This is a genomic window from Streptomyces sp. TLI_105 (genome assembly GCF_900105415.1).
Taxonomy (GTDB): Bacteria; Actinomycetota; Actinomycetes; order Streptomycetales; family Streptomycetaceae; genus Streptomyces.
The window spans coordinates 5,832,137-5,855,319 of the sequence record NZ_FNSM01000001.1 but is presented as its reverse complement, the minus strand read 5'-3'; the positions used below and the strand labels follow the sequence as shown (position 1 = coordinate 5,855,319).

The following is a 23,183-nucleotide window of genomic DNA, read 5'->3' as shown; positions in this document are numbered from 1 at the left end:
TTGCGCGCCGCGCTGTCCGTGCGGGTCCAGGCGCGGAACGCGGAGGCGCCGCTGAAGGCGCCGTCCCGTGTGCCCACCCTCCCCCAAGCTCTCGGCTTCGCTCGAGCAGGGGGGACCCCCTCGCCCCAGCGGGACGACTGCCCACACGGCGGGTGGGCACCGCCCCGGCGGGCGCGCGCCCACACGGCGCGGGGCACGGGGCCCACACGGGCGCGGGGGCGCGGGCCCACACGGGCGCGGGGCGCGGGCCCGCACGGGCGGGGGACCGCCTGGCAGGGGCGCGCGCCCAGCGCGGGCGCGGGGCCCGTGCGGGTCGGCGCTAGCGGCTGGCCGGGGTCGTCGCTCGGGCCTCGCCGGTGGCCGCGCCCCTCCCCGTACCCGTACCTCCAGGCGCCGGCCGCCCCGGGAGGAAGGCCGCCACGACCACCGCGCCGACCAGGCCGATCGCGGCCGAGGCGGTCGCCGTGACGTGCATGGCGTCCAGGAAGGCCGTGTACGCGGGGCCGACCAGGTCCTTGCCCGCCGGGCCGAGCTTCGCCGCGACCGCGAGCGTGGCCTCGACGGACTCGCCCGCCGTGTCGCGCAGGGCCGCCGGGACGCCGCCCAGGTGCCCCTCGATCTCGCCCCGGTACGTGGAGGAGAGCACCGAGCCGAGGACGGCCACGCCCAGCGCGCCGCCGACCTGCCGGAAGGTGTTGTTGATGGCGGAGCCGGAGCCCGCCTTCTCGCGGGGCAGCGCCTGCATGATCGAGACCGTGACCGGCGGCATGATGTGCGCCATGCCCGCGCCCTGGAGGAAGAAGACGACCTCCAGGACCCAGACGGGGGTGTCGGCCTCGAAGAAGGCGAAGGCGGCCAGGCCGGCGGCGACGAGCAGCATGCCGGCGGTGCAGACGGCCCGGGCGCCGAAGCGTTCGACGACGAGGCGGGCCCGGGGCGCGAAGACCATCTGCGCGACGGCGAGCGGCAGGATGAGCAGCCCGGACTCCAGCGCGGTGTAGCCGCGCACGCTCTGCAGGTAGAAGGCGGAGAAGAAGGTCACGCCCATGAGGGCGAAGAAGACGAGCGCGATCGCGGCGACGGCCGCCGAGAACGCGGGCTTCCTGAAGTACGACATGTCGATGGCCGGGTGGTCGCTGCGCCGCTCGTGGAGGACGAAGACGACGAGGACCGCGAGGCCGCCGAGGACGGGGGCGAGGACGGTCACGTCGGTGAAGCTCGCCAGCTCGCCGCCGCGGATGATCCCGTACACGAGGAGGACGAGTCCGACGACGGAGAGCAGCACGCCGGGTATGTCGATGCGGCCGGGCCGGGGGTCCCGGGAGTCGGGCACGAGCCACAGCATCAGGGCGAGGGCGAGGAGCACCACGGGCACGTTGACGAGGAAGATCGATCCCCACCAGAAGTGTTCGAGGAGGATGCCGCCGGTGATGGGGCCGACGGCGATGGCGAGGCCGACGCTGCCGGCCCAGATGCCGATGGCCTTGGGCTGCTCGTCGCGCTCGAAGACGTTCATGAGGACGGCGAGCGTGGCGGGCATGACGAACGCGGCGCCGAGGCCCATGACGGCCCGGTAGGCGATGAGTTCGCCCGGGGAGCCGGAGAGGGCCGCGAGGGCGGAGCCGATGCCGAAGACGGTGATGCCGAAGAGCAGCACCTTCTTGCGGCCGAGGCGGTCGCCGAGCAGGCCGGAGGTGAAGAGGAGTCCGGCGAAGACGAGCGTGTAGGAGTTGATGGACCACTCCAGCTCGCTCTGGGTGGCTCCGATGCCGGTGGGCGCGGGGGCGGCGATCGTCTTCACCGCGACGTTCAGGATGGAGTTGTCGAGGACGACGATCAGCAGGCTGAGCATGAGGACGCCGAGGACGGCCCAGCGCCGCCGGTGGACGGCCTCGGGGACGCGGGGCCCGGCGGGCGGGATGGGTGCGGTGGACTGCTGTGACATGAGCACCACCCTAGAGTAATTTCGATACGAGACCGTCTCGTATCGAAAAAACTGGCAGAGGCTTTACGTTGCGGCGGTGTGAACAGCGCCACTCCGGCCCACTTCCCCGCCCGCCCGGCGAAGTGCCACCATGGACGTGGTCCGGGGACGCCACAGGGCGCCTCGAGATGACAAGAGGAGCCGTTCACCATGACGCTTCAGGCTGCCCGGAAAGAGCCCACCGACAGCAGCAAGGCGCTGTACGGAGGGAAGGGCACGCGCCGCATCACCGTCCACGACATCGCCGCCGCCAAGGTCCGCGGCGAGAAGTGGCCCATGCTCACCGCCTACGACGCGATGACCGCGTCGGTCTTCGACGAGGCCGGCATCCCGGTGATCCTCGTCGGCGACTCGATGGGCAACTGTCACCTCGGCTACGACACCACCGTGCCCGTCACGATGGACGAGATGACGTTCCTGTCCGCCGCCGTCGTCCGGGGCACCAAGCGCGCCCTCGTCGTCGGCGACCTGCCGTTCGGCTCGTACCAGGAAGGGCCCGTCCAGGCCCTGCGCAACGCCACCCGCCTCGTCAAGGACGCGGGCGTCGGCGCGATCAAGCTGGAGGGCGGCGAGCGCTCGCTGCCGCAGACCGAGCTGCTCGTCCAGGCCGGCATCCCCGTCATGTCCCACCTGGGACTCACCCCTCAGTCCGTCAACACCATGGGCTACCGGGTGCAGGGCCGCTCCGACGAGGCCGCCCACCGGCTCCTCAGCGACGCCAAGGCGGCGCAGGACGCGGGCGCCTTCGCCGTCGTCCTGGAGCTCGTCCCGGCCGAACTGGCCGCCGAGGTCACCCGCTCCCTGCACATCCCGACCATCGGCATCGGTGCCGGCGCCGGCACCGACGCGCAGGTCCTCGTCTGGACCGACATGGCCGGCCTGACCGGCGGCAAGGTGCCGCGCTTCACCAAGCAGTACGCCAACCTCCGCGAGACGCTCGGCGACGCCGCCCGCGCCTTCGCCGAGGACGTCGGCGGCGGGGCGTTCCCCGCCGAGGAGCACACGTTCCACTAGGACCGACAGGCCCGTAGAGCCACTGCGGCACCTCCGACAGCCCGCCGACATCCCCCATCGGCGGGCTGTCGGTCGCCTGTCGGGGGATTGTCGGTGGCGCCGTGTTCCATGGTGGACATGACGCGATCACACACCAACGCCGTCGAGGTCCGGGGCCTCGTGAAGCACTTCGGCGAGACGAAGGCCCTCGACGGGGTCGACCTGGACGTCCGGGAGGGCACGGTCCTCGGGGTCCTCGGCCCCAACGGCGCCGGGAAGACCACCCTCGTCCGCTGCCTGTCCACCCTCCTCGTCCCGGACGCCGGGACCGCCACCGTCGCCGGCTACGACGTCGTGAAGCACCCCCGCCAGCTGCGCCGCACCATCGGCCTCACCGGTCAGTACGCCTCGGTCGACGAGAAGCTGTCCGGCTGGGAGAACCTCTACATGATCGGGCGGCTGCTCGACCTCTCCCGCGCCGACGCCCGCCGCCGCGCCGACGAGATGCTGGAGCGCTTCTCCCTCACCGACGCCGCCAAGCGCCCGGCCATGAACTACTCCGGCGGCATGCGGCGCCGCCTCGACCTCGCCGCCTCGATGATCGGGCAGCCCGCCGTCCTCTACCTGGACGAGCCGACCACCGGCCTCGACCCCCGCACCCGCAACGAGGTGTGGGACGAGGTGCAGCGCATGGTCTCCGAGGGCGCGACCGTCCTGCTCACCACCCAGTACATGGAGGAGGCGGAGCAGCTCGCGAACGAGCTGACCGTCATCGACCGGGGCCGGGTCATCGCCAGGGGCGGGGTCGACGAGCTCAAGGCCAAGGTCGGCGGCCGGACCCTGAAGGTCCGCCCCACCGACCCGGGCCGGCTGCCCGAGATGGCCGCCGCGCTGCGCGAGACCGGCCTCGACGGGGTCGCCGGCTCGACCGTCGTGCCCGACGAGGGCGTGCTGTACGTGCCGATCCTCACCGACGAGCAGCTGACCGCCGTCGTGGGCCTGCTCGGCGCGCGCGGCTTCGGCATCGCCCACATCGGCACCCATCTGCCCAGCCTGGACGAGGTGTTCCTCGCGATCACCGGTCAGAAGACCGCCGACTCCGAGCTTTCCGACGCGATCACCGAGGAGGTCGCCGCGTGAGCACGACCACTGTCACCAAGTCCCCCGCCGGCACCCGGGGTCCGGGTCCGGCCGCACCGCGCACCGCGCCCGTCGCGGAGGGCCGGATCGGCCTGCGGGCCAACCTCCGCCACATCGGCGCCCTGGCCCGCCGCAACGCCCTCCAGATCAAGCAGGACCCGGAGTCGATGTTCGACGCCGTCCTGATGCCGATCATCTTCATCCTGCTGTTCGTGTACGTCTTCGGCGGCGCGATCGCCGGCAAGGGCAACCAGGCCGAGTACGTGAACTACGTGGCCCCCGGCCTGATGGCGATGATGGGCATGAACATCGCCATGGCCGTCGGCACCGGCGTCAACGACGACTTCAAGAAGGGGGTCATGGACCGGTTCCGGACGATGCCGATCGCCCGGTCCTCCGTCCTCGTCGCGAAGATCGTCGTCGAGGTCGGCCGGATGATGATCGCCACCGCGATCCTGCTCGGCATGGCCTTCCTGCTCGGCCTGGAGATCCACACCTCGGTGCTCCACCTCTTCGCCGCCATCGGCCTGTCGGTGGTCTTCGGAGCCTCCCTCATGTGGATCTTCATCCTGCTCGGCCTCACCATGAAGACGGCCCAGGCCGTCCAGGGCATGGCGATGCTCGTCCTGATGCCGCTCCAGTTCGGCTCCTCGATCTTCGCCCCGCCGACCTCGATGCCCGGCTGGCTGGAGGCCTTCACCGACTACAACCCGCTGTCCAACCTCGCCGACGCCGCCCGCAACCTGATCAACGGCGGCCCGGTCGCCCACTCGGTGTGGATGACCCTCGGCTGGTCGGTCGCCATCACGGTGATCACGGCGCCGCTCGCGGTCGCCAAGTTCCGCAAGAAGACCTGAGTCCCGACCGGGGGATCATGACTCGGCGCGCTCACTGATCGCGTCGGCGGCGCGACCGAGCAGGGCGGCGGCCTCCTCCAAGGAGAGGCCGCCGCCCTCCGCGTATGCCGCCTCGAACTCCCCGTCCCCGAGCGCCGACCGGCACAGCTCCGTCGCCCGCGCCAGGTTCTCCCGCTCCATGGGCGGCGCCAGGTGCCCCGGCGGCAGCAGCCCCTCGTACCCGCCGAGCAGGACCGCGGCGGTACGGGCACGGGGGCCGCCGAGCCCGGCGAGCGCCCAGGCCGCGGTGATCAGATGGATCGCCGGCATCTGCGGGGCGACCATCAGCGACAGGCCGCCGAGGGAGCGCCCGTACGCCCGCCGGGACAGCGTGAACGCCGTGTCGTACCGCTCCTCGAGGTTGTACACCCAGGCCAGGCTGCCGAGCGCGAAGCCCTCGAAGATGGAGAACGTATCGGAGCTGAAGAGGCTGTCGGAGCGGAACTCGTCGAGCAGCCGCTCCAGTTGCTCGCGCGCCTCGGCCGTCCGGCCGGTCCGGCCGAGCAGCAGCCCCAGGAAGATCCGCCCGGCCAGCATCGGCTCGTGGCCGCGCCCGTGCTCGCCCTCCACCACCTCGCGCAGGATCCGCTCCGCCTCCTCGCCGCGGCCGGTCTCGATCAGCATGTCGGCGTAGCGGGCGCGCAGCAGGGCCATCTGGGACTGGGCGCCGATCCGCTCCGCGTACGCGATGGCGTCGGCGAAGTCCTGGGCCGCGCCCTCGAACTCGAGGCGTCGCTCCCGGGCCTCGGCGCGCGAGGACAGCGCCTCGGCCGCGCCCCAGGCGTCCCCGAGGCGGACGAAGATCTCCAGGCTCTCCTCCGCGTCGGCGCTCGCCCGCTCGGCCAGGTCGCCCCGGTTGGCCATCATGTTGGCGCGCAGCTGGAGGGCGTGGGCGAGCTCCCACTCGTCGCCGTGCCGGCGGCAGGCGCCGACGTGCGCCTCCAGGGCCTCGCCCATGCGGCCCGGTTCGCCCATGAGGAGGACCGCGAAGACCGTGAAGGAGCCGGGCAGCCGGCAGGTCTGCGGGAGCCCCGGCGGATAGATCGCGTTGATCCGCCGCAGCCGCTCGACGCCGGCGGGGGTCAGCCAGCGGCCGGTCTCGTAGTCCATGTTGATCAGCTCGATCAGCCGCACGCCGCGCCGGGCCTCCCAGCGCTGCTCCTCGGAGAGCGGCGGAGGCGTGGCGGTGCAGGGCTCGTACAGCGGTACGACGGGGGCGGCGGGCGTCCCGAACGGGTCGGGGCCGAGCGCGGCGACGGACTCCGCCCAGTACAGCGCGTCGGCGCGCAGGTCGCGCATCTGCCAGTACCAGAGCAGGGAGTGGACGAGGAGCAGCGCCTCGTCCTCCTCCCGGGCGTCGACGGCCCGGCGCAGGGCGGTACGGATGTTCCCGTACTCGGTGCCGAACCGGGCGATGGCCCCGGCCTGCCCGGAACCGCGCAGCTCGGGGTCGGTGCGGCGGGCGAGTTCGCGGTAGTACGTGAGGTGCCGGCGCTCGGTGCCGGCCCGCTCCCCCGCCTCGTCGAGCCGCTCCCCGGCGTACTCGGCGACGGTCTCCAGGAGCCGGAACCGCATGCCGGCCTCACCGGGCGCGGCGACGACGAGCGACTTGTCGACGAGGGCGCCGAGGAGGTCGAGGACGGGCGCCGGCTGCTCGCCGGCGCGCGGCTCGGCGACGTGGGGCTGGGGGGCGGAGGGTGCGGCCGGGCGGGGCTCGGGGGCGGGCGGCTCGGCGACGTGGGGCTCGCCCGCGCAGACGGCCTCCGCCGCCTCCAGGTCGCAGCCGCCCGTGAAGACCGAGAGCCGGCGCAGGACGGCCCGTTCGGCCCCGTCCAGGAGGTCCCAGGACCAGTCGACGACCGCCCGCAGGGTCTGCTGCCGGGGCAGTACCGTCCGCGCGCCCGACGTCAGCAGCCGGAAGCGGTCGTCGAGCCGGTCCGCGATCTGACGCAAGGTCAGCATCCGCAGCCGGGCCGCCGCCAGTTCGATGGCCAGCGGCAGACCGTCGAGGCGCCGCACGACCTCGCCCGCCGCGACCGGGTCGCCCTCGACGCGGAACCCCGGACGGACCGCCGCGCCGCGCTCGCCAAGCAGCCGCAGGGCCATCCCGGTCGGCAGCGGGCCGAGGGGCCGGAGCGTCTCCCCCGGGACGCCCAGCGGCTCCCGGCTCGTCGCGAGCACCCGGAGCTCGGGGCAGCGGGCGAGCAGCGCCTCGGCCAGTTCGGCGGCCGCGCCGACGAGGTGCTCGCAGTTGTCGAGGAGGAGCAGCATCCGGCGCCCGGAGCAGTGCTCGACGAGCCGGGCGAGCGGGTCGCCGCCGCCCCGCAGCTCCTCGGCTCCGGCGCCGCGGAGCACGGTCTCGCGGGCGCCGACGGCCGCGAGCACCGCCTCGGGCACGGCCTCGGGGTCCCGTACGGGAGCGAGCTCCGCCACCCAGGCGCCGTCCGGCCAGTCCTCGGTCCCCCGCTCGGCCGCCTCCTGCGAGAGCCGGGTCTTCCCGGCGCCTCCGGGCCCGAGCAGCGTCACGAGCCGCGCGCCGCGCAGGTCGTCCCGCACCAGGGCGATCTCCTCGTCGCGGCCGACGAAACTGGTGAGCCGGGCGCGCAGGTTGCCCCGGAGGGGGGCGCGCGGGGGCTCCGGGGCCAGCAGCTCGGCGTGGAGGGCGCGCAGGGCGGGCGACGGGTCCGTGCCCAGGCGGGTGGCGAGGGCGCGGCGGACCGACTCGTACGCGGCGAGGGCCTCGGCGGCCCGGCCGGTGTCCCGCAGGGCGCGGATCCGGAGGGCCTGGAGGGGTTCGTCGAGGGGGTGGGCGGCGCAGAGGGCGGTGAGTTCGGGGAGGGCGGCCGCGGCTCCGCCGAGCGCGAGGGCGGCGTCGAGCCTCGCCCGGCGGGCGTCGAGCCGGCGGGCCTCCCAGCGGGCGGCCTCCGCGTCCCGGTCCGGCAGATCGGCGAAGGCCGGCCCGCGCCAGAGCCCGAGGGCCTCGTCGAGGAGGGCGGCGGCGCGTGCGGGATCGGCTCCGCCGAGCGCGGCCAGGCCCTCGGCGGCGAGGCGCTCGAAGCGGCGGACGTCCACGTCCTCGGGCCGGGCGTCCAGCCGGTAACCGCCCTCGGCGGAGACCACGCGGTCCCGGCCGAGGGCCCTGCGGAGCCGCCCGACGAGGGCCTGGAGCGCGGCGGGGGCGTCCGCGGGCGGCTCGTCGCCGTGCCACACCTCGTCGACGAGATCGGACACGGGAACGACCCGGCCGGCCCGCAGGGCGAGGACGGTGAGCAGCGCACGGACCCGGGGACCGCCGACGGGCACGTCGGTGCCGTCGGGGAGGCGGGCGAGGGTCGGGCCGAGCACGGAGTAACGCACGGACCCCATTCTCCGCGAGACCCCCACCTGCTCCTCGGCGGGGCCACACCCGGACTTTCGCCCCCGCCCCGCCTGGGCGGTGCCCCTCCTGCCCCCCGCCGTGTGGGCGCGCGCCCGCCGGGGCGGTGCCCACCCGCCCACCCGCCGTGTGGGCAGTCGTCCCGCTGGGGCGAGGGGGTCCCCCTGCTCGAGCGAAGCCGAGAGCTTGGGGGAGGGTGGGCACACGGGACGGCGCCCTCAGCGGCGCCTCCGCGTTCCGCGCCGTGGCCCGCACCACGCGTGCGCCGTACCTGTCGGTGCGGGTTCGGGCGCGGGAGCCTCTGGCGCCGGCAAGGGCGCCGTTCCGTTGTGCCCACCCGTTCCGCCCCGGCGGAACGCATGCCCACAACGGGGGCGCGGGGGTGGGTGGGCACCGCCCCGGCGGAACGCATGCCCACAACGGGGGCGCGGGGATGGGTGGGCACCGCCCCGGCGGAGCGACTGCCCACGACGGGCGGGGGGCACCGCCCCTGCGAAACGGGGGCCGCACCGGCGGGGTGGAACTCCCGTCAGGGACCGGTACGTTTCCCCGGCAGTAGTCCTTCGTCCCCTGGGAGCCCCCGTCATGACCACGGCCACCACCCGGCACCACGAGCGGCGGATCAGCCCCGTCTTCCTGGCGATCCTCGCCGTCATGGCCGTCACCGGGTGGGCGGTGTGGACGGGCTTCGCGGCCTCGCCCGGCCTCGCGGTGTTCCTCTTCGTGACCTCGGCGTGGGTCGTGTCGCTCTGTCTGCACGAGTACGCGCACGCCCGGACGGCCCTGTACGGCGGGGACATCACGGTGGGCGCGAAGGGCTATCTGACCCTGAATCCGCTCGCGTACACGCACGCCGTGCTGAGCGTCGTCCTGCCGGTGCTGTTCGTGATCATGGGTGGGATCGGCCTGCCGGGCGGCGCGGTCTTCATCGAGCAGGGCCGGATCAGGGGCCGCTGGAAGCACAGCCTGATCTCGGCGGCGGGCCCCTTGGCCAATGTGCTCTTCGCGCTCGTCTGCACGGCGCCGTTCTGGCTGGGCGCGCTCGACGGCGTGCCGCTCGTCTTCCGGTTCGCGCTGGCGTTCCTGGCGTTCCTCCAGGTGACGGCCGCGCTCCTGAACCTCCTGCCGGTGCCGGGGCTCGACGGCTACGGCGTGGTGGAGCCCTGGCTGTCGTACAAGGTGAAGCGGCAGATCGAGCCGTACGCGCCGTACGGCTTCTTCATCGTGATCGCGCTGCTGTTCGTGCCGGCGGTCAACGGCGCCTTCTTCGACGCGATCGACGCCCTGATGCGCTCCCTCGGGGTGCCGGAGCTCAGCCGGTACTGCGGCTCGCAGCTGTTCCGGTTCTGGGAGGAGGCCCCGGAGTTCTGCCAGGTCCGGTAAGCGATGCGGAACACGCCTGCGGCGGCTTCGACTTCGGCGCCGCCGCCACGCGCCAGGAGGGCAGGCACCGGCTGCTCTCCTGGCGGGCACCGGACCTGGAGCACCGCTTTCCCGGCGTGGTCGACGCCACCCGGCCGATCCGCGGCGGAGCGATCGCCTGGTGCTCCACCGATTCGTTCCGCGCCCGCGCGGCAGCCACGCCCGGAGACTCCACCGGCACGATCTGCCCAGGCGTCCAGGCGCCCTCCACCACGTCGATGTCGCCGCCCCGGGCCAGGTACCTGCCACCGTACGGCTCCGGCGTCGCGACGACCTTCGAGCGGCACTCGGCCGGTTCCTCGGCATCTCCGGTGAGTTGCACGTCCGCGATCGCAGAAGCGGTCATGAGACCGGCCCCGTCCGGGACGCCGGGAGGCATGATCACGAACCCGGCGAAGGCTCACGGTCAGAGCGCCGGCGGAGCTGGGTGACCGCCCAGCGGGCCCACTCGCGCTTCATCTCGTTGAAGCGGAGGCCGTACTCCAGGGCGATCCGGCCGTACACCGACAGCTGGTCGTCGCCCCAGTCGATCGACCGCTCCAGCTCGCGCAGGGCTTCCAACTCCCGGTCGGACAGGTCCATCAGCCCTGCGAGGTAGCCGCTCGCCTGCTCCGGTGTGAGCACGCCGAGGAAGAAGACCCTCAGCAGGGTGTCGCTGCGGGGGTTGCGCTGCGGCTCGGTCTCCGTCAGCCAGCGGCGCAGTTCGGCCAGTCCCTCGTCCGTGAGGGTGTACTCCTTGCGGCCGCGCGGCCCTTCCGCCGAGACACTGATCAGCCCGGCGGCGGCGAGCTTGGACAGCTCGCCGTACATCTGGCTCTGGGTGGCGGGCCAGACGTTGGCCAGCGAGGTCTCGAAGCGTTTCAGCAGGTCGTAGCCGCTGGCGGGGCGCTCGGAGAGAAGTCCCAGGAGGGCGTGTCGAAGGCTCATGAGCATCACTCTACATTCCATTCTTGACATGTCAGTTCTGGAACGTCTACTTTCGACATGTCAGAACAGGAACGTCAGAGTGGCGAACAGCAACCGGGGGTCTTCGATGTCGTACGTGCGCACCTTCCTTCCTTGGATCGTCTTCGCGGTGATCCCGTCCGCCCAGTGGCAGTGGGGCGCGCTCGCCGCCCTGGTGGCCGCCGTCGCGGTGGTCGTGCAGCAGCGCCGCGGAGGGGCCGGCTTCGACGCGCTGATCATCGAGACCGGCTCGGCGGTCTTCTTCGCGGCCCTGGCGGCCATCGCCTTCGCCGACCCGCGATCGGCCGTGCACGGCTACTCGGCGGCCCTGTCCTCGGCCACGCTGGCCCTGATCGCCGCGGTCTCGCTGCTCATCCGCAAGCCCTTCACCCTGGGCGTCGCCAAGCGCACCGCGCCGCGCGAGGTCTGGGGGCTGCGCCCCTTCGTACGGGCCAACACCGTCATCACCACCGTCTGGACGGCCGCCTTCGCGCTGACCGCCGGCGCGCTCGCGCTCCTCGCCCGGGCCGGCCAGGGCCACTCGACGACCGCCACGGCCGTCCAGATCGCCGGGTTCGTCGTCCCGATGCTGTTCACCTCCCGCTACATCACCTCCCTCCGGACCGAGGCCGGTGCCCGATGAGCTCCTCCACCGCCCCCCGCCACCTCTCCGGCAACTACGCCCCGGTCACGGAGGAGCTGACCGCGCACGAACTGCCCGTCACCGGGCGGATCCCCGAGGAGCTGACCGGCTGGTACCTGCGCAACGGGCCGAACCCGGCCGACGCCGCCTCCGGCCACTGGTTCTTCGGCGACGGCATGGTCCACGGCGTACGACTGGAGGGCGGCCGGGCCGTCTCGTACCGCAACCGCTGGGTCCGCACGGGCACGTTCACCGACGGGGCCCGGATGTACGACGAGCGGGGCCGACGGGACCTCACCGCCGGGCCGGCCAACACCCACGTCGTCCGGCACGCGGGCCGCACCCTCGCCCTCGTCGAGACGGCCCTGCCCTACGAGCTCACCCCCGCGCTGGACACCGTCGGCCCGTACGACTTCGGCGGCCGGCTGACGACCGCGATGACCGCGCACCCCAAGACCTGCCCCCTCACCGGGGAGCTGCACTTCTTCGGCTACGGGATCGCGGAGGCCCCGTGCCTCACCTACCACCGGGCCGACGCCTCCGGCGAGCTGACGGTCAGCCGGCCGGTGGAGGTGCCGGGGCCGACGATGATGCACGACTTCGCCCTCACCGCCGGGCACGTCGTCTTCCTGGACCTGCCGGTGGTCTTCGACCTCGGCCTCGCCGGCACCGGCACGATGCCGTACCGCTGGGACGACGGGTACGGGGCCCGGCTCGGTGTGCTGCGCCGCGACGACCCGTACGGGCGGGTGCGCTGGTTCGCCCTCGACCCCTGCTACGTGTTCCACGTCCTCAACGCGTACGACGCGGCGGACGGGACGGTCGTCGTGCACGTCATGCGCTACCCCGAGCTGTGGCGGCGCGCCGCGGACGGGACGGTCGACCGGGACCGGGAGGCCGTGCTGTGGAAGTGGACGGTCGACCCCGCCACGGGGACCGTCCGGGAGGAACAGTGCGACGACCGCCCGGGCGAGTTCCCCCGGGTGGACGACCGGCTGTCCGGGCTGCGGGCGGCGTACGGGCACGTGACCTGCGGGAACTCGCTGGTGCGCTACGACCTGGACGCGGGGTCGTCCGTCGCCCACGACTTCGGGCCGGCCCGCACGCCCGGTGAGGCCGCGTTCGCCCCGGTCGCCGACGGGTCCCCCGCCGGCTGGCTCATGACGTACGTCCACGACGCCGGCTCCGGCCGCAGCGACCTGGTCGTCCTCGACGCCGACGACCTCGCGGCCGGACCGGTGGCCACGATCCACCTGCCGGCCCGGGTCCCGCACGGCTTCCACGGCAACTGGCTGCCGGACCTGCCGTAGGGCCCGTCCTCCGGATCGTGCCGGCCGTACGCCCGGGCTCCGGTCAGCCCTGGGCCGCCGCGGCCTTCTCCGCCTTCGCGCGGCGGAGGTAGTACCAGGCCATGTTGGAGGAGAGGCCCGCGAGGAGCACCCAGACGATGCCGAGGAAGCTGCCCTGGACGAAGGAGACGACGGCCGCGGTGACGGCCAGGGCGCAGACCACGAGGGCGTAGAGGGCGAGGCGGGGCATGGGGTCGGCTCCTGTCGGGCGGGTACGGCTGATGGTGCCCGTCCAGTGTCCCCCATGCCCCGAAGGGTCCGTTCTCCGGCTCAGATGTCGGTGACCCGCAGCCCCGCGTGGGCCTTGTAGCGGCGGTTGACGGAGATCAGGTTGGCGACGAGCGACTCGACCTGGTGGGCGCCCCGCAGCCGTCCGGCGAAGACTCCGCGCATGCCGGCGATGCGGCCGGCGAGGGCCTGGACGATCTCGACGTCGGCGCGCTCCTCGCCGAGGACCATGACGTCCGTGTCGATCTCCTCGATGGAGGTGTCCTTGAGGAGGACGGCGGAGAGGTGGTGGAAGGCGGCGGTGACCCGGGAGTCCGGGAGGAGGGCGGCGGCCTGCTCGGCGGCGGAACCCTCCTCGGGCTTGAGGGCGTAGGCGCCCTTCTTGTCGAAGCCGAGGGGGTTGACGCAGTCCACGACGAGCTTGCCGCGGAGCTCCTCGCGCAGCGACTCCAGGGTCTTGGCGTGGCCGTCCCACGGCACGGCGACGATGACGACGTCGCTGCGGCGGGCGGTCTCGGCGTTGTCGGCGCCCTCGACGCCGTGGCCGATCTCCGCCGCCACGTCCTGCGCGCGCTCGGCGGCGCGGGAACCGATGATCACCTTCTGGCCGGCCTTGGCGAGCCGGTAGGCGAGGCCGCGGCCCTGGTCGCCGGTGCCGCCGAGGACGCCGACGACGAGACCGGAGACGTCGGGGAGGTCCCACGGGTCCTTGGGGGCGGGCTTGCTGTCAGTCGTAGTCATGGCCCCGACATTACCGACCGGTCGGGGCCGTGGGGCCTCTCCCGTACGGGTGGAACCGCCGCGACCGGGCCGCGCGCGGGGCCGGGCTGGGGCAGGATGCGGGCCCATGGATGCCGTACGGGTCGCGTTGCTGCGGGAAGTGCTCGCCGGGACGGAGTGGCCGGCGGCGGCCCGCCGGTTCGCGGGCGCGCTCCGGTCGTCGGTGGTGCCGCACCGGGGCGGGCTGCTCCTGGTGGGCACGGAGGAGTACGAGCCGTGGCACCTGGCGGCGCATCTGGTCGACGAGTCCGCTTGGTCGGGGCTGCCGGAGCTGGCGCCGACGCTCGTGCGGCACCGGGTGCGGCCGGGTGCGCCGGCGCACCTGTCGGTCGGTCTTGGGCGGCTGGAGGCGGCGGGGCGCGGGGCGACGCTGCTGATGGTGGCACCCGGGCGGCCGGACGCGGGGCTGCTCCAGCGGGTGCACGACGCCCGGCGGGCGGGGGCGACGGTGCTGTCGCTGGACGGGGGCGACGAGGAGGTCCGGGGGCTCGCGCACGAGGCGCTGACGGTGGCGGAGGGGGCGGAGGTGGACCTGGACACGGTGCAGCACCTGGTGAGCGCGGCGGCCGGGGAGAACAGCCTGCCGTCGCCGCGTGGCGGCCGCCGCTTCCGGGACCGCCTCTCGGCTCTCGCGGACCGCCTGACGGCCCCACCGCCGACCCGCTGGTAGCCCGCCGGGCCCGCACGGCGGCGATCGGCTGACGTGCCACGCCACCCGCCCCGCCGGGAGACCCCCGGGGCCCGTGCCACCACAACCGGCCGACGCCCCGTCGGCAGACCCCCGGGGCCCGTGCCACCACGACCGGCCGGTGCCCCCCGGCAGGCCCCGCCCCCACCGCCGTAATTCGGTTGTCCCCGCCCTCCGGCGGACGGAACATGGCCTCTCGTGTCCTTCCCCCGTGCCTCCCTCCTCGCCAGGCTCACCGCCCTGCTGCCCGATCCGGCGCCCTGGCGTTCGTCCCGCGACTTCCGGCTCCTGTGGGTACAGGGGCTCGTCACGTACTTCGGCAGCGCGATGGCGATGATCGCCCTGCCGCTGCAGATCAAGGAGCTGACGGGGTCGCCGCTGGCGGTCGGCGCGATGGGCGCGGTCGAGCTGGTGCCGCTGGTGGTGTTCGGCCTGTACGGCGGGGCGCTGGCGGACGCGGTCGACCGGCGGAAGGTGATCCTCTGGACGGAGGCGGGGCTCGGGCTGATCGCCCTGCTCCTGCTGGTCGACGCGCTGCTCCCGGAGCCGGTGCTCTGGCCGCTGTACGTGGTGGCGGCCGGGGTGTCGGCGCTCGCGGGGCTCCAGCGTCCGGCGCTCGACTCGCTGCTCGCCCGGATCGTGCCGCACGAGCAGCAGACGGCGGCGGCCGCGCTGAACTCGCTGCGCTGGCAGATCGGCTCGATCGCGGGTCCGGCGGTCGCGGGTCTGGTGGTGGCGTACGCGGGCCACGCGCCCGCGTACGGGGTGACGGTCGTCTGTTTCACGGTCTCGGTCCTGATGTGCCGCCGGCTCTCCCCCGCGCCGGCCGCGCACGACGCGGAGAAGCCCTCGCTGCGGGGCATCGCGGAGGGCGCGCGGTACGCCTGGTCGCGGCCGGTGCTGCTCGGCACGTACGTGATCGACCTGGCGGCGATGCTCTTCGCCTTCCCGAACACGATCTTCCCGTTCCTCGCGGACGAGCTGGACGCGGACTGGTCGCTGGGGCTGATGTACGCGGCGGGTTCGGTCGGCTCGCTGGTCCTGGGCCTGACGAGCGGCTGGACCTCGAAGGTGCGGCGGCACGGGCTGCTCGTGGCCGGCGGCGCGGCCGGCTGGGGTCTGGCGATCGCGGCGGCCGGCTGGTTCGGGAACGTGTGGCTGGTGCTGCTCTGCCTGGGTCTGGCGGGAGCGGGCGACATGCTGAGCGGGCTCGGGCGCGCCACGATCTGGAACCAGACGATCCCGGAGGAGCTGCGCGGCCGGCTCGCCGGCATCGAGGTGCTCTCCTACAGCGTGGGCCCGCAGCTGGGCCAGGTCCGGGCGGGCGCGATGGCCGGCTGGACCGGCACCCGGGCGGCGGTCTGGACGGGTGGCGTGGCGTGCGTGGCCTCGGTGGGGCTGCTCTGTCTTGCGCTGCCGAGGCTCCTCGCGTACGACTCCGCGACGGACGAGGACTCGCTGCGCCGGAAGGCCCAGCGGGAGGGCGTCCCCGAGGGGGCGGCCGGAACCGTCTGACGGGTCCCGGCCGTTCCCGCGGGGGTCTTACTCGTCCTCCGTGCGGTCCTTCCCGGCGGCGTCGTGCCAGCGGGGGTCGGTCTCCCACTCCAGGTTCCGGTCGCGGGCGGTCTCCATGGCGTGGGAGGCCTCCTCACGGCTGGCGTACGGGCCGAAGCGGTTCTTCGCCGGGCACTCGGGGCCCTCCTCGACCTTCTTGTGTTCCAGGCAGTAGTACCACTCGCCCGGTTTGCCCGTGGTGCGCTTCTTGAACAGGGCCATCGTCTTCGGCTCCTTCCTTCGGGACCATGCTGCCCCAGACCCGGTCGTTAGACTCGCTGGCATGTCTGGCCAGTCGCTTCTCGTACCGGGGGAGCTCTCCCCCCATCGCTCCGTTCCGGGCTCCATCCGCCGCCCCGAGTACGTCGGGAAGCCCGCCCCGGCCCCGTACACCGGGCCCGAGGTGCAGGATTCCGACACCATCGAGCGGATGCGGATCGCCGGCCGCATCGCCGCGCAGGCGATGGAGGAGGCCGCCAAGCACATCGCCCCGGGTGTCACCACCGACGAGCTCGACCGGGTCGCGCACGAGTACATGTGCGACCACGGCGCCTACCCGTCCACGCTGGGCTACCGCGGCTTCCCGAAGTCGCTGTGCGCCTCGATCAACGAGGTCATCTGCCACGGGATCCCGGACTCCACCGTCCTGCGGGACGGCGACATCGTGAACCTGGACGTCACCGCGTACATCAACGGCGTCCACGGCGACAACAACGCCACGTACCTCTGCGGCGACGTCGACGAGGAGTCGCGGCTGCTCGTGGAGCGCACCCGGGAGTCCCTCAACCGGGCCATCAAGGCGGTGAAGCCGGGCCGCCAGATCAACATCATCGGGCGGGTCATCGAGTCCTACGCCAAGCGCTTCGGCTACGGGGTCGTGCGCGACTTCACCGGGCACGGCATCAACTCGTCGTTCCACTCCGGCCTGATCGTGCCGCACTACGACTCGCCCCACCACACCACCGAGATCAAGACCGGCATGACGTTCACGATCGAGCCGATGCTGACGCTCGGGACCCACGACTACGACATGTGGGACGACGGCTGGACCGTGGTGACCAAGGACCGGAAGCGGACCGCGCAGTTCGAGCACACGCTCGTGGTGACCGAGAACGGGGCCGAGATCCTCACGTTGCCCTGACCGCTCGAAGGGGTAGCGTTTTACCGACAGGACGTCGGGAACCAGTTGACTTAGGTAAGCCTAACCAGTCAGGATCGTCACTGGTTCCCGTCCCATCGGTCTCGGAGGCCCGCCTTGGACACGCCCTTCTCCACGTTGATCCGTACGGCTTCGCACGAGCAGCACACGGAGGCGGAGACCTCGTCCTTCATGGGCGACCTGCTGGGCGGGCGGCTGGCCGTCGACGCGTACGCGCGCTACACCGAGCAGCTGTGGTTCGTGTACCGGGCCCTGGAGGAGGGCGCGGAGGCGCTCCGCGAGGACCCGGTCGCGGGGCCCTTCGTACGGCCCGAGCTCTTCCGCACGGCCGCCCTGGAGCAGGACCTCGCCCATCTGCGCGGCCCCGGCTGGCGCGTCGGCGTCTCCCCGCTGCCCGCCACCGCCGCGTATGCCGAGCGGGTCGCCGAGTGCGCCCGCGACTGGCCCGCCGGCTATGTGGCCCACCACTACACGCGCTATCTGGGCGACCTGTCGGGCGGTCAGATCATCCGCGACAGGGCGGAGCGGACCTGGGGCTTCGACCGCAAGGGCGACGGCGTCCGCTTCTACGTCTTCGAGGAGATCCCCAACCCGGCGGCGTTCAAGCGGGGATACCGGGAGCTGCTCGACGGAGTGGACGCCGACGACCTGGAGAAGCAGCGGATCGTCGACGAGTGCAGGCGCGCCTTCGCCTTCAACACCGCGGTCTTCCGGGAGCTGGGCGGGGAGTACCCCCTCAGCGCGTGAGGGCCCCTAGCACGTGAGCGTTCCCTCCAGGAGGACCCGGCCGCCCAGCTCCACGACGCCGTCGGGGCCGGGGGCGGTGAGGAGCTGGGAGCCCCGGCCCTGCGTGATGTTCAGGGCCCGGCCCAGTTCCGCCGTGAGGAGCAGGGCGGCCGCGCCGGTCGCCTCGTCCTCGTCGATGCCGTCCCCGCGCCCCGGGAAGGCGCGCGCCCTGATCCGGCCGGCGGCCTCCTCCTCCCAGGCCCAGGCGTAGATCCACTCCCCCGGCTCGGGCACCTCCAGGGCGTCGACCTCGGCGACGGAGCCGTACCGGCGCAGGGTGCGGGGCGGCGCCCACTCGGCGCGCGCCTCGATCCAGGTGAACTCGCCGTCGCCGCGCACCCACACCTCGCCGGCGGGCGGGTGGACGACCTCCAGGTCGAGCAGCCAGGCGGCGCCGACGAGCGGGTGTCCGGCGAACGGCAGCCGCAGGCCGGGCGTGTAGATGTCGACGATCCCGCGCTCCGGGTCGTCCACGAACACCGTCTCGCTGAAGCCGAGTTCCTTGGCGAGCGCCTGCCGGGAGGACTCGTCGGGGTGGGTACGGGCGTCCCGTACGACCCCGAGACGGTTGCCGTGCCGGCCGTCGCCCGCACAGAAGACCCGGAGGACGTCGATGTCAGTGGCGGTCGTGTTCATGACCGAATTGAACCACCCGTGGCGCGCCGACAGGGCCGTACGACCGTTTCCCCGCGGCCCTACCGAGGCGTAACCGGAACCGGGACAATCCACCCCGCTTGACCTTTCCTTGACCAAGCCATGAGGGCCCCATGGAGACCTTGTGACCCTGCCGTGTCCGGTGCGCCCGGCCTGAGAGCTGAATCACTGGACGCGCGGGTATTGCTGAGGTAAGCCTCGGTTAAGTTAGGTCCGCCTCAGTCCGTCCCCGCGTTCCTGGAGTCCTCATGCGAGCCGTCCGCCTCTCCGTCGTCACCGCCGCCGCGACCGCGGCGGCTCTGACCGCCGTCACGGGCTGCGCCGAGAAAAGCGACTCCAAGGCGAGCGACGACGCCATCACCGTCGTCGCCAAGGACGACTCCTGCGAGGTCTCGAAGAAGGAGTTCCCGGCCGGCCACGTGAAGCTGGCCGTCGAGAACCGCGGCTCCAAGATCACCGAGGTCTACGTCCTCTTCCCGGACGACCGGATCGTCACCGAGCGCGAGAACATCGGCCCCGGCACCAAGGCCACCATCACCGCCGAGATCAAGGCCGGTGACTACGCCATCGCCTGCAAGCCCGGCATGAAGGGCGACGGCATCCGCCAGCAGGTCAAGGCTACCGGCGGCAAGGCCGCCGCCAAGCGCTCCCCCGAGATGGACGCCGCCGTCGCCGCCTACCGCCAGTACGTCCAGGCGCAGGCCGACGAGACCCTCCCCAAGGTCAAGGTCTTCACCGACGCCGTCCGCGCCGGTGACGTCGAGGCCGCGAAGAAGGCCTACGCCGAATCCCGCATCGGCTGGGAGCGCACCGAGCCGGTCGCCGAGTCCTTCGGCGACATCGACCCCAAGGTCGACGTCCGCGAGGACGGCCTGGAGGACGGCCAGGACCCGGCGAAGGACTGGACCGGCTGGCACCGCCTGGAGAAGGCGCTCTGGCAGGACAAGAAGATCGGCGACCGCGAGAAGCAGCTCGCCGACCTCCTCGACAAGGACCTCGCGGACTGGCAGAAGCGGGTCGGCAAGGCCGAGATCACCCCGACCTCCATGGCCAACGGCGCCAAGGAACTCCTGGACGAGGTCGCCACCGGCAAGGTCACCGGCGAGGAGGAGCGCTACTCCCGCACCGACCTCGTCGACTTCAAGGCGAACGTCGAGGGCGCGCAGAAGTCCTTCGAGCTGCTCAAGCCGGTCGCCTCGAAGAACGACCCGAAGCTCGTCGCCGAACTCGACAAGCAGTTCGCCGCGCTGAACACGCTGCTCGACAAGTACCGCACGGACAAGAGCGGCTACGTCTTCACCTCGTACGAGAAGGTCGGCAAGGCCGAGCGCAAGGAGCTCTCCGACGGCGTCAACGCGCTGGCCGAGCCGCTCTCCAAGCTCGCCGCCGCGGTCGTGAAGTAACAGGGGGAGCCACCATGACCGACGAGACCACCACGGAGCAGTCCGCCGCGGAGCAGTCCGCCGCGCCCTCCCGCCGCAAGGTCATCGGCTGGGGCGGTGCCGGGCTCGCGCTCGGTGCCGCCGCGGCCGGCGGCGCCGTCGCCCTGACCCGCGACGGCGACGCCACCGCCCCGGTCGCCGACAGCGGCGGGGCCGTCCCCTTCCACGGCCCGCACCAGGCCGGCATCGCCACCGCCGTGCAGGACCGACTGCACTTCGCCTCCTTCGACGTGAAGACGAAGGACCGCGACGAGCTGATCCAGCTCCTCAAGGACTGGACGCGGGCCGCCGAGCGCATGACGGCCGGCGCCGAGGTCGGCGAGGGCGCCTACGGCGGCCTGCCGGAGGCCCCGCCGGACGACACGGGCGAGGCCCTGGGCCTCAAGCCCTCCCGCCTCACCCTCACGATCGGCTTCGGCCCCTCGCTCTTCGACGGTCGCTTCGGGCTGAAGGACAAGCGGCCTGGTGCCCTGGTGGACCTGCCCAAGTTCCCGGGCGACAACCTGGACCCGGCGCGCAGCGGCGGCGACATCTGCGTGCAGGCCTGCGCGGACGACCCGCAGGTCGCCGTGCACGCCATCCGCAACCTCGCCCGGATCGGCTTCGGCAAGGTCGCGGTGCGCTGGTCGCAGCTGGGCTTCGGCAAGACGTCCTCGACGACCCCGGACGCCCAGACCCCGCGCAACCTCTTCGGCTTCAAGGACGGCACCCGCAACATCGCGGGCACCGAGACCGAGCGGCTCGCGAAGCACGTGTGGGTGTCGGGCAAGGACGCCGAGGGCGCCGCGGCCTGGATGGACGGCGGTTCGTACCTCGTCGCCCGCCGCATCCGCATGAACGTCGAGACCTGGGACCGCACTCCGCTCGCCGAGCAGGAGGACATCTTCGGCCGCGACAAGAAGGAAGGCGCGCCCGTCGGCAAGGCCAAGGAGCACGACGAGCCGTTCCTGAAGGCGATGAAGCCGGACTCTCACGTGCGCCTGGCGCACCCCGACTCCAACAACGGGGCGACCATCCTGCGCCGCGGCTACTCCTTCACCGACGGCACGGACGGCCTCGGCCGTCTGGAGGCGGGCCTGTTCTTCCTGGCGTACCAGCGGGACGTCCGCACCGGCTTCATCCCGGTGCAGAGCTCGCTGGCCAAGTCCGACGCGCTCAACGAGTACACACAGCACGTGGGTTCGGCGCTCTTCGCCGTCCCGCCGGGCGTCCGCGACAAGGACGACTGGTGGGGCCGGGCGCTGTTCTCGTGATCGAGGAGGGAAACCGACGTGTTCGGTAACTATCTGATCGGCCTGCGCGAGGGCCTGGAAGCCAGCCTGGTCGTCTGCATCCTCATCGCGTACCTGGTGAAGACCGGGCGCCGGGACGCGCTGAAGCCGATCTGGATCGGCATCGGCGTGGCCGTCGGCGTCGCCCTGGCCTTCGGCGCCGGGCTGGAGTTCGGCTCCCAGGAGCTGACCTTCGAGGCGCAGGAGGCGCTCGGCGGCTCGCTGTCGGTGCTCGCCGTGGGCCTGGTGACCTGGATGGTCTTCTGGATGCGGCGCACGGCCCGGCACCTCAAGGCGGAGCTGCACGGCAAGCTGGACGCGGCCCTGCAGATGGGTACCGGCGCGCTGGTCGCCACCGCCTTCCTGGCGGTGGGCCGCGAGGGCCTGGAGACGGCGCTCTTCGTGTGGGCGTCGGTGCGGGCCTCCTCCGACGGCACGTACGCGCCGCTGGTCGGAGTCCTCCTCGGCCTGCTCACGGCCGTCTTCCTCGGCTGGCTGTTCTACCGGGGCGCGCTGAAGATCAACCTGGCGAAGTTCTTCACCTGGACCGGCGGGATGCTGGTCGTGGTGGCGGCGGGCGTGCTCGCGTACGGCGTGCACGACCTCCAGGAGGCGCGCTTCCTCGGCGGCCTCGCGGACAAGGCCTTCGACATCTCGGCGACGATCCCGCCGGACAGCTGGTACGGCACGCTCCTCAAGGGCGTCTTCAACTTCCAGCCGGATCCGACGGTCCTTCAGGTCACGGTGTGGGCGCTGTATCTGATCCCGACTCTCGCGCTGTTCCTGGCCCCGATAGGGTCGGGTCCGTCCGTGCGGGTGAAGAAGCAGAAGGCGACCGATGAGAAGGCTGAGGCTGAGGCGAGCGCCGAGACGACCGCTTGAGCGGCTGTCGTCCCCGGGGGGCCGCCGACCGGCGAGGTTCCTCGCGGCGACGGCGGCGGCGACCGTCCTGTCGCTGACGGCGAGCGGCTGTGTGACCGTCCACGGCGAACTGGTGCTGCTGCCGCCGGCGACGAAGGCCGAGGCGGCGCAGGCCCTCGCGGACTTCACGACGGCCTACAACAAGGCCGACAAGGCCTATGACCCGGCCCTGGACGCGGGCCGGGTCACCGGCCCGCTCGGGGAGATCAACCAGGCGGGCCTGCGCGCCCGCTCGATCAACACCCCGGGCGGCAACCCGGACCACGAGCCCCTCGCGCTGACCGACGCGCGGTTCGTGCTGCCCCGGAAGGCGGGCTGGCCGCGCTGGTTCGTGGCGGACACCGCCTCCAACCGGTCCTCCGGCGACCAGCGCTGGCTCCTGGTCTTCGTGCGCAACGGGCCCGACCAGCTGTGGGAGGTCGCCTACCTCACGGTCCTCTCCCGGTCCGCCATGCCCGAGTTCGCCGAGGAGGAGGGGTACGCGGTGCCGGTCGCCGCGGACACCGACGCGCTCGCGGTCGCGCCCGAGGACCTCGGCAAGGAGTACGTCGCGTACCTCAAGGACGGGGAGGGGCCGTTCGCGCCGGGCACCCACACCACGAAGTGGCGGGCGCAGCGGCAGAAGGCCGCCAAGCGGCCGGGCATGGCCACCCAGTACCTCGACCGGGTCACGGACCAGGGGGACTTCGCGCCGCTCGGGCTGCGGACCCGGGACGGCGGCGCGCTCGTCTTCTTCGCGACGCGGTACTTCGAGCGGCAGACGGCGGCGAAGGGCTACCGGCCGAAGGTCGGACCCGACACCAAGGCGCTGCTGACCGGCGAGATCAAGAACACGGTCACCCGGGAGTGGGTGTCGAGCCAGGCGGTCCTGGTGAAGCCGGCGGGCACGGAGCGGGACGGGGTCAGGGTCGCGAGCCGGCTCCAGGGCGTGGTGGGCGCGGAGGGCTCGTAG

At 73.0% G+C, this 23,183-nt stretch carries 22 protein-coding genes; 14 read left to right on the top strand and 8 right to left on the bottom strand.

Annotated elements, in window-relative coordinates:
- Positions 1-319: 319 nt before the first annotated feature.
- The gene (locus BLW86_RS26810) at positions 320-1,945 is read right to left on the bottom strand and encodes an MFS transporter (protein ID WP_256341442.1); all 1,626 of its coding nucleotides are present in this window, start codon (positions 1,943-1,945) and stop codon (positions 320-322) included.
- Between the two features lie 189 nt (positions 1,946-2,134).
- On the opposite strand from BLW86_RS26810, the gene panB reads away from it, so the two are divergent.
- The 3 genes from panB (at position 2,135) to BLW86_RS26795 (ending at position 4,974) form a co-directional block, all read left to right on the top strand.
- Complete coding sequence (gene panB / locus BLW86_RS26805) at positions 2,135-2,998, top strand: 3-methyl-2-oxobutanoate hydroxymethyltransferase (RefSeq protein ID WP_093876406.1); 864 nt, start codon at positions 2,135-2,137, stop codon at positions 2,996-2,998.
- A 108-nt stretch (positions 2,999-3,106) separates the two neighbouring features.
- Entirely contained in the window at positions 3,107-4,117 is a 1,011-nt protein-coding gene (locus tag BLW86_RS26800) for an ATP-binding cassette domain-containing protein (protein WP_177181762.1), read from the top strand.
- Positions 4,114-4,974: an ABC transporter permease gene (locus BLW86_RS26795; RefSeq protein ID WP_093876405.1), complete on the top strand. Its 861-nt coding sequence runs from the start codon at positions 4,114-4,116 to the stop codon at positions 4,972-4,974. Before BLW86_RS26800 ends, BLW86_RS26795 begins: the two co-directional genes overlap by 4 nt.
- A 15-nt stretch (positions 4,975-4,989) precedes the next feature.
- On the opposite strand, the gene BLW86_RS26790 is transcribed toward BLW86_RS26795, so the two are convergent.
- A complete protein-coding gene (locus tag BLW86_RS26790; RefSeq protein ID WP_093878891.1) occupies positions 4,990-8,370 on the bottom strand; it encodes an AfsR/SARP family transcriptional regulator in 3,381 nt (1,126 codons plus the stop codon).
- Positions 8,371-8,974: 604 nt separating this feature from the next.
- Here BLW86_RS26790 and BLW86_RS26785 point away from each other — a divergent pair.
- Positions 8,975-9,772 carry a site-2 protease family protein gene (locus BLW86_RS26785; RefSeq protein ID WP_093876404.1) on the top strand — a complete coding sequence of 266 codons (798 nt, stop codon included), beginning with the start codon at positions 8,975-8,977 and terminating at the stop codon, positions 9,770-9,772.
- Here BLW86_RS26785 and BLW86_RS26780 read toward each other — a convergent pair.
- The gene (locus BLW86_RS26780; RefSeq protein WP_093878890.1) at positions 9,702-10,157 is read right to left on the bottom strand and encodes a DUF1330 domain-containing protein; all 456 of its coding nucleotides are present in this window, start codon (positions 10,155-10,157) and stop codon (positions 9,702-9,704) included. The genes BLW86_RS26785 and BLW86_RS26780 overlap by 71 nt on opposite strands.
- 35 nt (positions 10,158-10,192) lie before the next feature.
- Positions 10,193-10,738 (bottom strand): PadR family transcriptional regulator, encoded by a 546-nt coding sequence (locus BLW86_RS26775; RefSeq protein ID WP_093878889.1) that lies wholly within the window; start codon positions 10,736-10,738, stop codon positions 10,193-10,195.
- Between the two features lie 79 nt (positions 10,739-10,817).
- On the opposite strand from BLW86_RS26775, the gene BLW86_RS26770 reads away from it, so the two are divergent.
- Positions 10,818-11,399 (top strand): hypothetical protein, encoded by a 582-nt coding sequence (locus BLW86_RS26770; RefSeq protein ID WP_256341441.1) that lies wholly within the window; start codon positions 10,818-10,820, stop codon positions 11,397-11,399.
- Entirely contained in the window at positions 11,396-12,709 is a 1,314-nt protein-coding gene (locus tag BLW86_RS26765; RefSeq protein ID WP_093876402.1) for a carotenoid oxygenase family protein, read from the top strand. Before BLW86_RS26770 ends, BLW86_RS26765 begins: the two co-directional genes overlap by 4 nt.
- Before the next feature lie 43 nt (positions 12,710-12,752).
- On the opposite strand, the gene BLW86_RS26760 is transcribed toward BLW86_RS26765, so the two are convergent.
- Together BLW86_RS26760 and npdG are read right to left on the bottom strand one after the other, a co-directional pair.
- Positions 12,753-12,938, bottom strand: coding sequence for a hypothetical protein (locus tag BLW86_RS26760; protein ID WP_093876401.1), 186 nt, complete (start codon positions 12,936-12,938; stop codon positions 12,753-12,755).
- An 80-nt stretch (positions 12,939-13,018) separates the two neighbouring features.
- Positions 13,019-13,717, bottom strand: a complete 699-nt coding sequence (npdG, locus tag BLW86_RS26755; protein WP_093876400.1) for an NADPH-dependent F420 reductase — start codon at positions 13,715-13,717, stop codon at positions 13,019-13,021.
- Between the two features lie 106 nt (positions 13,718-13,823).
- On the opposite strand from npdG, the gene BLW86_RS26750 reads away from it, so the two are divergent.
- Both BLW86_RS26750 and BLW86_RS26745 read left to right on the top strand, forming a co-directional pair.
- Positions 13,824-14,426, top strand: coding sequence for a hypothetical protein (locus tag BLW86_RS26750; RefSeq protein ID WP_093876399.1), 603 nt, complete (start codon positions 13,824-13,826; stop codon positions 14,424-14,426).
- A gap of 216 nt (positions 14,427-14,642) precedes the next feature.
- Positions 14,643-15,959: an MFS transporter gene (locus tag BLW86_RS26745; RefSeq protein ID WP_093876398.1), complete on the top strand. Its 1,317-nt coding sequence runs from the start codon at positions 14,643-14,645 to the stop codon at positions 15,957-15,959.
- Positions 15,960-15,986: 27 nt separating this feature from the next.
- Here the strand turns inward: BLW86_RS26745 and BLW86_RS26740 are convergent, their stop codons facing one another.
- On the bottom strand, positions 15,987-16,220 hold the full coding sequence (locus BLW86_RS26740) for a hypothetical protein (RefSeq protein ID WP_093876397.1): 234 nt from the start codon (positions 16,218-16,220) through the stop codon (positions 15,987-15,989).
- Positions 16,221-16,281: 61 nt separating this feature from the next.
- Here BLW86_RS26740 and map point away from each other — a divergent pair, with 61 nt between their 5' ends.
- Both map and BLW86_RS26730 read left to right on the top strand, forming a co-directional pair.
- Positions 16,282-17,139 (top strand): type I methionyl aminopeptidase, encoded by an 858-nt coding sequence (map, locus tag BLW86_RS26735; RefSeq protein WP_033209659.1) that lies wholly within the window; start codon positions 16,282-16,284, stop codon positions 17,137-17,139.
- 114 nt (positions 17,140-17,253) lie between these two features.
- Entirely contained in the window at positions 17,254-17,904 is a 651-nt protein-coding gene (locus BLW86_RS26730; protein WP_093876396.1) for a biliverdin-producing heme oxygenase, read from the top strand.
- Between the two features lie 6 nt (positions 17,905-17,910).
- On the opposite strand, the gene BLW86_RS26725 is transcribed toward BLW86_RS26730, so the two are convergent.
- Positions 17,911-18,579 carry a PhzF family phenazine biosynthesis protein gene (locus BLW86_RS26725; RefSeq protein ID WP_093876395.1) on the bottom strand — a complete coding sequence of 223 codons (669 nt, stop codon included), beginning with the start codon at positions 18,577-18,579 and terminating at the stop codon, positions 17,911-17,913.
- 266 nt (positions 18,580-18,845) lie between these two features.
- Here BLW86_RS26725 and efeO point away from each other — a divergent pair, with 266 nt between their 5' ends.
- From efeO to BLW86_RS26705, 4 genes are read left to right on the top strand one after another with little or no spacing between them, the layout of a single operon-like run.
- Positions 18,846-20,000 (top strand): iron uptake system protein EfeO, encoded by a 1,155-nt coding sequence (gene efeO, locus BLW86_RS26720; RefSeq protein WP_093876394.1) that lies wholly within the window; start codon positions 18,846-18,848, stop codon positions 19,998-20,000.
- A 14-nt stretch (positions 20,001-20,014) separates the two neighbouring features.
- The gene (gene efeB / locus BLW86_RS26715; RefSeq protein WP_093876393.1) at positions 20,015-21,292 is read left to right on the top strand and encodes an iron uptake transporter deferrochelatase/peroxidase subunit; all 1,278 of its coding nucleotides are present in this window, start codon (positions 20,015-20,017) and stop codon (positions 21,290-21,292) included.
- An 18-nt stretch (positions 21,293-21,310) separates the two neighbouring features.
- Positions 21,311-22,192, top strand: a complete 882-nt coding sequence (gene efeU / locus BLW86_RS26710; protein WP_093876392.1) for an iron uptake transporter permease EfeU — start codon at positions 21,311-21,313, stop codon at positions 22,190-22,192.
- Complete coding sequence (locus BLW86_RS26705) at positions 22,149-23,183, top strand: SCO2278 family lipoprotein (protein ID WP_177181761.1); 1,035 nt, start codon at positions 22,149-22,151, stop codon at positions 23,181-23,183. Before efeU ends, BLW86_RS26705 begins: the two co-directional genes overlap by 44 nt.